Here is an 11,264-nt window from a genome sequence, read left to right as displayed (position 1 = left end):
GTGGCGACGGCGGTGCCGAAGCGGTCGATCGGGAACCAGCCCATGTCGCCGCCGAGGTTCGCGGTCGGCGGATCCTTGGAGTATTCCTTGGCGAGCTTGGCGAAGTCCTCGTGGCCGTCGACGATGCGACGGCGCAGGTCGGCCGCGCTCTTCTGCGCCTCGGCGCTCGATACGAGCTCGGTGACCGGAATCATGATGTGGCGCGCGTGGTACTCGGTAACGAGCTGCTTGCTGCCGCCGCCGCGCTTGTCGATGACCTTGATGATGTGGAAACCGTTCGGCCCGCGGATCACCTGCGAGACCTGGCCCGGCGTGAGCGACTCGGCGATCTGCACGAACGCCTCGGGCAGCGCGTTGAGCGGGCGCCATTGCAGGTCGCCGCCTTCGAGCGCGTCCTGCGCGTTCGAGTAGCGGATTGCCGCAGCGGCAAAATCGAGACCGCCGTCGATCTGCTTCTTCACGTCGTCGGCCTTCTGCTTGGCCGTCTGGATCTGCTCGGCGCTCGCGTTCTCGGGCGTGGCGATGAGGATGTGGGCGAGGTGGATTTCGCCGGTCTTGACGTTGCCGCTGGCGAGCAGGGTGTCGACTTCGGCGTCGCTGACATTGCCCGCGCCCTGCATGATGCGCTGCTGCAGGCGCTGGACGAGAATCTGCTCCTTGGTCTGCTTGCGGAACTCGTCGTAGTCGATGCCGTCGCGCGCGAGCGCGCCGCGCAACTGGGTGACGTCGATGTTGTTGCTCTGCGCGATGCGGCCGATCGCCTGGTCGACCTCGTTGTCGGTGACGCGGATGCCGGTCGACGACGCGCGCTGGATCTGCAGGCGGTTCATGATCAGGCGATCGAGCATCTGGCTGCGCAATACGTCCGCCGGCGGCAGCTGCTGCGGGTTGCTGCGGTACTGGGCCTGCATCTGGGCCTGAATCTGGGTGACGGCGCGGTCGAGTTCGCTCTGCAGGATCACGTCGTCCTCGGCGATCGCGACGATGCGGTCGAGCGGCTCGACCGGCTGGATCTGCGCGCGCGCCACTGGCACGGTGGCGACGAGGAAAAGAGCGAGGAAGGCGGCGAAAAGCTTGTTCATCGGCGGCTCTGCTGCAATCGAATGACGTAGCGGGCGCCGTCGCGCCCGCGTGCGGGAAAGGGAAGATAGCGCGGACACCCTGAATGGAGTCCGCGCATCAGGCCGAAGCGCTGCAACTCGGCCTAGCCGGCGCAGCGCTGAAGCCCACGGGGGCCTAACTTATTGATAGCCAAGGATAGCATGCCGCAGGAAGTTCTGCGTCCGCTGGCCGCTCGCGCCGATGCCCTTGAACTCGAATTCCAGGAAGACGGTATTTTCCGCCTTGACGTTGTTCGGAATGTAGATCGCATCGTTGTACGGATTGCTTGCGTTGTTGAGCCAGCGCCGCGCGACGAGGCGGGCGGCGACGCAGCAACTGTCGTATTGCACGCCGGCGAAGGACTCGAGCAGTCGCTTGTCCTTGATCGAGTAGTAATAGCGGCCGACGAGGCTCCAGCGCAGGTTGAGCGGGATCAGCGCGGTCGCGTCGTACTGCTCGAGGAAACCGCGACGGTAGCGGTAGGACAGGTTGACCACGCCGTCAGTGCCGAAGCGGTGCTGCACTGAAAGCGAGTTGAGGTCGGTGCGCCGGCCGAACGAGCCGAACCAGTCCGAATTACCGGGATCGGTGGCATTGGGCGCGTTCGTGTTCCACTGCGCGTCCCAGGTCACGCTCCAGCGTTTGTTGATGGTGAACTGCAGTTCGGTGAACACGTCTTTTCCGGCGCCGTTCAGCGCGTTGCCGAAATAGGGCAGGCTGACGCGCGGCGTCTTGAAGTAGCGGATCTGGCCGATGCTGCCACTGAGCAGCTGGTCGCCGCTGTCAGCGTCGATCAGGCGCGAGGTCAGCGCGACGGTGGCCTGATTCGCGTCCGCCTGACGGTCGCCGCCCGTGTACGCATTGGTGCGGAACAGGCTGGGGAAGTCGAGGCTGGGCAGCGAGGTATCGAAGTTCGGCAGCTTGTCCTGGTTGCGGTACGGCACCCAGAGATAGAACAGGCGTGGTTCGAGTGTCTGGATGAAGGACTTGCCGAACAGCTTGGCATCGCGCTCGAAGAACAGCCCCGAATCGACGCTCGCGATCGGCAGGCGACGCGAGGGCGAGGTGCCGGTGATCAGCGGATTGGTGTTGTAGCGCATGTCCGACAGATCGTACTGGGTGATGCGATAGCCGACGGTCGGGCGCACGAACCAGGCCAGGCTCTCGATCGGGTAGGAGATGTGCGGGTAGAGATCCAGGCGTCGTCCGGTCAGCGAATATCCGCGCTGGAAGTCGATGTACTCCGACTCCATGCCCGCTTCGAAGCCGCCGTAGTGCTGCGGGAGGATGTTGAACGCCACGCGCGGCAGGCGCGTGTACGGCTTGTAGACGACGGGGTTGGCACAGCCCTGCAGCGAGCCGCCACCGGGACAGAACGACTCGATGCTCGGATCGCTGACCTGCCAGGTGTCGCCGCCGATCGCCATGTTCCACCAGCTGCCGTTGCCGTTGACGTAGGCGCTCGAGGGCAGCAGGCTGATCGCCGTGCTCTGGAAGCTGTCGCCGAAATCGCGCAGGTAGCGATCGTCGGAGACGCGGTGCACGTCCACGGTCGCACCCCAGTTCGCGTTGAACGTGGTCCAGTTCTGCAGGCGCAGGTAGCCGCGCGAAGTCTCGTTGGTGACGTCGTCCTTGGGCATGTAGCCGACGTTGAGCATCAGGCGATCCCACTCCGACAGATAGCGGAATTCGGTGTCGAGGAACGGCCCGCGCTTGGTGTATTCGATCGGCTTGAGGGTGAGGTCGTAGTTCGGCGCGAGATCGAGGTAATACGGGATGCCGAGCTTGAAGCCGCGCCGGTTGCTGTAGCCGAGCACGGGCATGAGGAAGCCCGAGTGGCGGCCCTCGTCGATCGGGAACGACAGGTACGGCAGCCACAGGAACGGCACGCCCTGATAGGCCAGGGTGACGCCGTGGCCATAGCCCTCGTTCCTGACCTTGTCGATCTCGAGGTCGTTCGCGCGCATTTCCCACTGGCGCTCGCTCGGATCGCAGGTCGAGAACGTGCCCTGGGTCATCTTCGAATGATCCGGGTCGGTCTGGTTGACCACGGCCGCGATGCCGTTGCCGCGCTGGTCGAGCATCTGGTAGCGCACGTTGTCCAGATACGTCACGTTCGGCGTCGTCGTGCCGCGCGCCTTGTCGGCCGACATGAGCATGCCGGCGTCCTGGTAGCGCACGTGGCCGGTGGCGACGTAGTCGGTAGTCTCGCTGTTGTAGGTGAGGAAGTCGGTGCGCAGCAGCGCATCGAGGCGCTGCATGCGTACGTCGTCTTCGAGCTGGGCGTGGTTCTTGTCGGTCCAGGTCACCTTGTTCGCATCGGCAGTGGACTGCGCCTTCGAGCGGTCCCCGGCAGGCGGCAGGCCCGGCACGAAAAAGTCGAGCAGGTCGTTGCGCTTGCACTTGCCGTATTCGTTCTTCGGTGCCACGCAGCGCAGCACGCCGGCCGGGCAGGTGTACTGCGTCGTCGACGGCGCGATCACGGCGGTTTGCGCAAACGCGGGTTCGGCCAACGCGGCCAGCAACAGCAGCGACAGGGGATGCAGCGGCAAGTGCCGGAGCCGGCGGTCGTTCAGCGAGAGTGGCAGCACGGGGACGTCGCAAGGCTAACGTGAGGCCGGCAAGCTTGCCCGAAACGCGGAGCACGGGCAATTCGCGCGCATTCGTTCCGTTCATTTTCAATGTCTTGCAGGTGTAAGGTTTGCCCCGATATCGCGTCTGTTTCAGCAGATCAGGAATTGAAGGGAGAAAATCATGAGCGACAAGATCGAAAAGACCGATGCGCAGTGGCGCGACGAGTTGAGCCCGGAGCAGTACGCCGTATGCCGCTGCTCGGCAACCGAGGCACCGTTCACCGGCAAGTACTACGATCATCACCAGGCCGGCACGTATCTGTGCGCGGCCTGCGGCGCCGAGCTGTTTTCATCGCAGGCCAAGTACGAATCCGGCAGCGGCTGGCCGAGCTACTGGCAGCCGGTCGACGCCAGCGCGGTGAGCGAGCATGCAGACGGGAGTCACGGCATGCGCCGCGTCGAAGTCAAATGCGCGCGCTGCGATTCGCACCTCGGCCACGTCTTTCCGGACGGGCCCAAGCCCACCGGCTTGCGCTACTGCATCAACTCCGCGGCGCTCGGGTTCGAAGCAAAAGCTTGATCGCGGCGGGTCGGGCCTGCTGCCCGCGGTGCATGGCACGACAACGGTAGACTGCAACGCTGAACAGGTTGCCGACGATGCCTCGGTCAGACCGCGTGCGATGTGCATGACCGTCGCGGCAATGGGCGTCGCCGAATCAAGCGAAAATCCCCGGCGGACGATAATGCACACCTGCCGCGCAAAATATGCGATCGTATTGAAGGGGTTGTCTCGGGGGAGACGCATCGGTTGCCGGGACGGAACGAATGAGCGAGGTAACCCAACTTCTGCGACGCGCCAGTGAAGGTGACGAGGCTGCGCGCGAGCCGTTGTACCGGCTGCTCTATCCTGAGTTGATGTGCATGGCGCACAGACAGCTTGCGCGCAGCGGCACCTTGTCGCTCGATGCGACCGCGCTGTTGCACGAAGCCTACCTGCGCCTTGGCGAACAGGGGGTGTTGCCCGACGCGAATCAACGCGTATTCTTCGCCTACGCGTCGAAAGTGATGCGCAGCGTGATCGTCGATTACGTGCGCCAGCGTGGCGCGCAGAAGCGCGGCGGTGCGGTCACCAGCATCACGCTGAACACCGATCTGGCCGACCTGATCGCCAGTGAGCATTCGATCACTGATGTCGAAAACGCGCTGGAGATACTCGAACAGATCGATGCGCGCGCCTGTCGCGTGGTCGAGATGCGCTACTTCGGCGGCATGACCGACGAGGATATCGCCAGCGTTCTCGGCACTTCGCTGGCGACGGTGCGGCGCGACTGGCGCAAGGCGCGCGCTTTCCTTTACGAACAGTTGAACTGAACGCCGCCAAGGCCGAGCAGATGCCCGTGAGCGGCGCCGTGGTCAATTCGCGTCTATCTGCAAGATAGGACCTGGCCGTGGCCGTGCCACAGGAGCAAGGGATGACAGAACGCGACGCAGATGCGTCCGGCGCAATTGCGGGGTGGAGCACGGTTTTGTCGTTGTTCGATCGCTGGGTGCAAGCCGACGCAGAGCAACGGGAACTGCTGTTGGCGCAAGTGCTGGCGGACGATGCGGATCTGTACGCGCGACTGCGCAAGTTGATCGCCGCGGATGCCGCCGCGGAGCACGCGCACTTTCTCGGCATCGGCGGGTTCTTCGATGCCGCGTTGCAGGGCGCGGAGGAAGAGGCGGCGCTGCCCGATCTTTCCGGCGAGCACATCGGCGCCTGGGCGCTGCAAAGCCTGCTTGGCGCGGGCGGTTCCGGTCAGGTCTGGCTGGCACAGCGCTGCGACGGCCTGCATGATGCCGTCGCTGCGCTCAAATTGCTGCGCACCGGCGGGCAGGGCACGCACACGCAGAAGCGTTTCGAGCGCGAAGGCAGGGTTCTGGCACGCCTGCGCCACGCGCACATCGCGCGCTTGCTCGACGCGGGACGAAGTGAATTGTCCGGGCGCGCCGTACGCTACCTGGTTCTCGAATACATCGACGGCGAACGCATCGACCGCTGGTGCGACCACCGCAAGGCGCCGATCGAAGCACGCCTGCGCCTGTTCCTGCAGGTGTGCGATGCGGTCGCTTACGCGCACGCGAATCTCGTCGTGCACCGCGACCTCAAGCCTTCCAACATCCTCGTGCAGGCGGATGGCGAAGTGAAGTTGCTCGACTTCGGCGTCGCCAAACTGCTTGCCGACGAGGATGACGAGGCGCGTGGCGAGCTGACCGAGTTGACCCGTCTCGGCGGTGCGCCGTTCACTCCGGAATACGCGGCGCCCGAGCAATTCGAGGAGCAACCCGCCACCGTCGCGACCGACGTGTATTCGCTCGGCGTCGTGCTTTACCTGCTGCTCGCCGGGCGTCGTCCGTACGGCAATGCGGACTGGTCGCCGCGCGACTTCGCCCGAGCCGCGATCGCCGGCGCCTCGCGCAGGCTTGCGCACTCGCTCGACGACGCGACGCAGGACATCCAGTCCATCGCGAATGCGCGCGGCACCGGCGCAGCGCAACTCAAGCGCCTGCTTCGCGGCGATCTCGACACGATCCTCACTGTGGCGCTGAAGAAAAATCCGCGCGAACGCTATGCCTCGGTGCAGGCGTTCGCCGACGATTTGCGCCGTTACCTCGAGCGCAAGCCGATTCGCGCGCGCGCGGACGGCCGCATGTACCGGCTGCGCATGTTTGTCGCCCGGCATGCCGTCGGTGTCGGCCTGAGCCTGGCGTCGTTGCTGATTCTCGTCGCCGCGACGGGCACCTTGCTGGTGCAGTCGCAGCGGTTGAAGGTCGAGGTGGAGCGCAGCAACGCGATCAAGGAATTCCTGCTGGATGCGTTCCGCAGTGCCGAGCCCTACGCGAGTGGCGGAGCACACGCGACAGACGCGGTGACGATGTTGCACAAGGCCTCGCGCGAACTCGATGGCCGTCCCGGAGTCGACGACGACACGCGCGCCGAGACCCTTGCGACGTTCGCCGGCATCTTTCATTCGCTCGGTCGCTATGCTGAGGCGCGTGACGGCTACGCAAAGTCGGAAGGCATCTATCGCCGTCTCTATGGCACTGATTCGCCGAAGGCGCTGCAGGTGGAAGGCGGTGATATCGCCAACGAGTGGTTTCAGGGCAATGTCGATGGCTTGATGCCGCGCATCGACCATCTGCTCGTCGCGATCGGCGAGAAGCCTGTGCCGGAGTTGCAGGACACGCGCTGGACTGCGCTCGACGGCAAGGCCTGTGTTGCCGACCTGGTCGGTGATCTGGACTCCGCTCGTGTCAGCGCCGAGCGCTATTCCGCCGACGTGCGTGCCGTTGCAGGGACGGAGAACTATCGATATTCGCATTCGCTCTGGCGCCGCGCGACGATCGCGCTCGACGCGGGCGCGCCACGCTCCGCGGCGCAGTTGATCGGCGAGGTGGCGGCGATCGATCGTCGTCTCGGTCTCCCGGCCGCTCATCCCGGCCTGGTGACCGACCTGCAGACGATCACCGATGTCCTCGTGGACTTCGGCAACTACGCCGATGCGGAAACGATTGCGCGCGCATCGCTGCGTTTGCGCCAGCGCGAATTCGGGTCACGTCATCACACGGTTGCGGAGACGCTTTGGGACAACGCCGTCATCGCCGGTGAGCTCGGGCATGAACAAGTCGCCGAAGCGGATTTCGCGGCGGCTCTCGATGTCGCTACCGAGGTCTTCCAGCCACATGCACGGGCGTTGGCCAGCATTCATTACGACTACGGCATCCACCTGCTTGGGCGCAGCAGGTTGACTGATGCGGCGGCGCAGTTCGCTTCGTGCATTCAGACCATGAACGACACCGCGGATTGGTGGCACTACCAGCGCGCCGCTTGCATCGCCGGTGCCGCGTTTTGCGCGGCACGCAACGGCGATGCCTCAGCGATCGCCACGCTCGATCGCTTGATTGAAGAGGAGCGCGCGCATGCCTCGCGTGAATTCCCCATGGCATTGTGGCTGCGTGCGCGCCTCGCTGCAGAAGGTGGTTCCGGCGAATCGCGTGCGCGGGTGCTGGCATGGCTTGACGAGGCGTTGAGGGTGCTCGATGGCGCCGGTCGCGGCGGTTCACATCTCGCGCGCGACATCGACGCCACGCGCCGCGCGCTAGGCGCGCCGCCGGCCGTGTTGCATCCCGAATCGGGGCACGAACTCGTCGACGCGGCGACCGAGATCATTGCGGCGGCCAAATAACCAGGGTGCAGGCGTGACTACTTGCGCCCGAAAATTGCGTCTGCTTGGGGAATTAGGGCGTGGAGTCGGCTCCGCGATCCTGAGTGTGCGGCATTTCGATTCCCAAGGAGCAGAGCATGATTGCGTTTCAGCGTCTTCCGATCCGGTTGTTTGCGCTACTGGCGGCGATCCCCGGCCTGCTGGCGGCATGGCCAGTGGCGGCAGCCACGACCTACTCGTACACCTCGCCGAACTACACGGCAGCGCAAATCACCGGCACCGGCACTGCGCCGGTCTACACGACCGCAATGCACTTCAGCGGATCGTTCACCACGGTCAATCCCCTGCCGGCCAATATGCCGTCGACCAACATCGGTGCTACGGGATCCAATCTCGTGCAGTCCTGGAGTTTCACCGATGGCCTGCACACCTATTCGGCATCGAACACCTATCTCGATACCGATTTCACCGTCGCCACCGACGCGGCGGGCAACATCCAAACGTTTTACTTGGGCGGGCTCTCGCCGCTGCCACCGAACACCGTCGGACAAAAGATGAACGGGCTCGTGTTCGAGATCGTCTCCAGTAATGCGATCGTGCAAGCGGCTTCGAACGCTCCATGCACCACGGTCTCGTCGGGTGGAGTGTGCACGAATGCGACAGGGGCCAGCGGCGACAGTTTCGTGCAGATGTCGCAGGCCGGAGCCATCGTCGTTGGATCCGCGGCGGGCCCGACGACGACCGCGTTGACGCGCAGCAGCGGCCCGAATCCGTCGGTCTACGGCACCAGCCTCGTCTTTGTCGCGAACGTGCAAGGCAGTGCGCCGAGCGGCCAGGTCACGTTCTACGACGGCGCGGCAGTGCTGTGCGCCAATGTGAACCTGGTCGCCAACAGCACTTCCAGTTCCACCGCGTCCTGCGCGACTTCGACGCTGGCGGTGGGCACGCACAGCCTGACCGCCGTTTATTCCGGCGATCCACAGAACGCGGGATCGTCTTCGTCGGCACTGGCGCAGACGGTAACCGCGTCGACACCGCCGCCTCCTGCCGTCGCGGTGAGCGCGCCGACATTGACCGGTTTGGGTTTGCTCGCGCTGGTGCTCGGGTTTGTCGGCATGGCGGCATACCGCAGGCGCGCGCAGCGAGCGCCCTAATCGCGCGCCGCGATTTTTTGCGCGATTTCCCAGCTGTGTCCGGCGGGATCGGTGAAATTGGCCGTGCGCATGCCCCAGGGTCGATCCTTGGGGCCGGCGAGCAGGGTCACGCCGTGCCCACGCAGGCGCGCGCAGACGGCGTCCACGTCATCGACCCAGATGCTGAGCTGAAAACGCGGACCCGCATCAAGCGCGCCCGGCGCGGCGGGCTCGATGATCTCGGCGGCGCTGCCGACGTGGAGAAGGTTGACGATGAGGTTGTCGAACTTGAGCGCAGCGGAGACCTCGTCCTCGAAGATCGTCTCGACTGCGAACACGTTGCGATAGAACGCTTTTGCCGTTTGCACGTCGTCGACGAACAGGCTGATCGCGCTGATGTGCTGGATGTCGGCTGTCATGGCGACGATTCCTTCGGTCGATGTGCGTGCATCAGGCGCGCTTGCGCAGATACATGTGTGTCGCGCGCTCGCCGGCGACGGACTTTTCGCACTCGTAGCCAAGCGCATCCAGGTCGAGACCGGCGAACAGGTTCTCGCCGCGACCGAGCAGGAACGGGCGCACGGCGAGATGCAGGTCGTCGATCTGCCTGGTGCGCAGGTATTCGCGCACCGTGGCCACGCCGCCGCCGATGCGGATATCGCGATCGCCCGCGGCCGCGCGCGCTTGCGCGAGCGCGGACTCGATGCCGTCGGTGACGAAGTGGAATACCGTACCGCCTTTCATCGCGAGCGGCGCGCGCGCGTGGTGGGTGAGCACGAACACCGGCACGTGATACGGCGGTTCGTCGCCCCACCAGCCTTTCCAGTTCTCGTCCGGCCACGGCCCGCGCACGGGGCCGAACATGTTGCGGCCGAGGATCCACGCGCCGAGACCGCTCATGCCGGCCTCGGCGATGCTGTTGTCGATGCCGGTCTCGCCGCCGTCGAGACCGTGCATCGCGCGCCAGGTGCGCGACGCGAAGAACCATTCGAACAACTCGGGGCCGCGCAGGCCGAGTGGATTGTCGAGGCTCTGGTCGGGGCCGGCGCCGTAGCCGTCGAGGGAAACGGAGAAATTCAGTACGCGTAGTCTGGACATGGCATTGCTCGTGATCGATGGGAGGTGTTTCATCCGTTACGACGATCGGTCTGGGCCGAAATCGACATCATGACTTCCGGCTATCCGAGCGCGTAGGCGGACTTCGGCGATCTTCTTCGGTGCCACACTCAGGTTGTTGTTGCCCCGGCATCGCCGCCGAAAGTAAAGGCAGGCCCGAATCGTGTCCAGCGCTGGGCGTGGACCGGCGACGCATGGCCGCGCCGTCCGCGATCTGCGATCATTGCAAACGTGTTGCACAAGGAGATCGCATTGAACGGAAATCCCGAAATGCTGACCTCGGTGGACGCCTGCGTTGAGCGCGTGCTTGCCCGGGTAGGTGCCGAGTTGCGCGTCGCCGCGCCGCTCGGGCTGGGCAAGCCGAACGTGCTGCTCAACGCGCTGTATCGCCGCGTGGCCGCGGATGCCTTCCTGCGTTTGGACGTCTTTACGGCTCTTTCGCTCGCACGTCCGCAACCGAAATCCGATCTCGAACGGCGCTTCGTCGAACCGTTCCTCGCGCGCCATTTCGGCGCGGATTATCCGGACCTGCTCTACGTCGACGCGCAGAAATCCCGCACGCTGCCGGCGAACGTGCGCATCCACGAGTTCTACCTGCAGTCGGGTGCGATGCTCGGCGTCGAATCGGCGCAGCGCGATTACGCGAGCATGAACTATACGCATGTCGCGCGCGATCTCGTCGACCGCCGCATCAACGTCGTCGTGCAGCTGATCGCCGCGCGCGAGGAAGCAGGGCGCATCCGCTACAGCCTCGCCTGCAATCCCGACGTCACCGCTGACCTGCTCGACCGAATGCATGATGCCGGTGTGGCGCGGCCTTGCGTCATCGGCGTCGTCCATCCCGACCTGCCGTTCGTCGGCAACGAGGCCGAGGTCGAGGCGGAGTTCTTCGACGCGCTGCTGTTCGACCAGGCCAATCGACACACGCTGTTCGCGCTGCCGCGCGCGCCGATCGATCCGGTCGAATACGCGATCGGCCTGCATGCCTCGACGCTTGTACGCGACGGCGGCACGCTGCAGATCGGCATCGGCGCGCTGTCGGACGCGATCGTGCATGCGCTGCTGCTGCGCCAGCGCGACAACGCGGCGTACCGCGCCGCACTCGATGCCGTCGGCGCGCAGACCGGCGAGGGCTC

Annotated in this window: 8 protein-coding genes and 1 pseudogene; 5 read left to right on the top strand and 4 right to left on the bottom strand. The window is 65.1% G+C overall.

Annotation, left to right across the window (positions count from 1 at the left end):
* The coding region (locus VF497_RS17615; protein WP_330891195.1) for a peptidylprolyl isomerase at positions 1-1,082 on the bottom strand (1,082 nt) is incomplete at its 3' end.
* Between the two features lie 159 nt (positions 1,083-1,241).
* A complete protein-coding gene (locus tag VF497_RS17610) occupies positions 1,242-3,653 on the bottom strand; it encodes an LPS-assembly protein LptD (RefSeq protein WP_330891193.1) in 2,412 nt (803 codons plus the stop codon).
* Positions 3,654-3,855: 202 nt separating this feature from the next.
* On the opposite strand from VF497_RS17610, the gene msrB reads away from it, so the two are divergent.
* From msrB to VF497_RS17590, 4 genes are all read left to right on the top strand, one after another.
* Positions 3,856-4,254 carry a peptide-methionine (R)-S-oxide reductase MsrB gene (gene msrB / locus VF497_RS17605; RefSeq protein ID WP_330891191.1) on the top strand — a complete coding sequence of 133 codons (399 nt, stop codon included), beginning with the start codon at positions 3,856-3,858 and terminating at the stop codon, positions 4,252-4,254.
* A gap of 245 nt (positions 4,255-4,499) precedes the next feature.
* Positions 4,500-5,045 carry an ECF-type sigma factor gene (locus tag VF497_RS17600; protein ID WP_330891189.1) on the top strand — a complete coding sequence of 182 codons (546 nt, stop codon included), beginning with the start codon at positions 4,500-4,502 and terminating at the stop codon, positions 5,043-5,045.
* Between the two features lie 218 nt (positions 5,046-5,263).
* Positions 5,264-7,900 (top strand): serine/threonine-protein kinase, encoded by a 2,637-nt coding sequence (locus VF497_RS17595; protein WP_330891197.1) that lies wholly within the window; start codon positions 5,264-5,266, stop codon positions 7,898-7,900.
* Positions 7,901-8,016: 116 nt separating this feature from the next.
* Positions 8,017-9,033 (top strand): Ig-like domain-containing protein, encoded by a 1,017-nt coding sequence (locus VF497_RS17590; protein ID WP_330891187.1) that lies wholly within the window; start codon positions 8,017-8,019, stop codon positions 9,031-9,033.
* On the opposite strand, the gene VF497_RS17585 is transcribed toward VF497_RS17590, so the two are convergent.
* The gene (locus VF497_RS17585; RefSeq protein ID WP_330891185.1) at positions 9,030-9,431 is read right to left on the bottom strand and encodes a VOC family protein; all 402 of its coding nucleotides are present in this window, start codon (positions 9,429-9,431) and stop codon (positions 9,030-9,032) included. The genes VF497_RS17590 and VF497_RS17585 overlap by 4 nt on opposite strands.
* Before the next feature lie 31 nt (positions 9,432-9,462).
* Positions 9,463-10,110, bottom strand: coding sequence for a dihydrofolate reductase family protein (locus tag VF497_RS17580; RefSeq protein ID WP_330891183.1), 648 nt, complete (start codon positions 10,108-10,110; stop codon positions 9,463-9,465).
* Between the two features lie 270 nt (positions 10,111-10,380).
* Between VF497_RS17580 and VF497_RS17575 the strand changes: the two are divergent.
* Positions 10,381-11,264, top strand: a pseudogene (locus tag VF497_RS17575) (acetyl-CoA hydrolase); the annotation flags it as partial.

The organism is Rudaea sp. (genome assembly GCF_036383415.1).
Taxonomy (GTDB): domain Bacteria; phylum Pseudomonadota; class Gammaproteobacteria; order Xanthomonadales; family Rhodanobacteraceae; genus Rudaea.
This window is presented reverse-complemented; position numbering and strand designations above follow the sequence as displayed.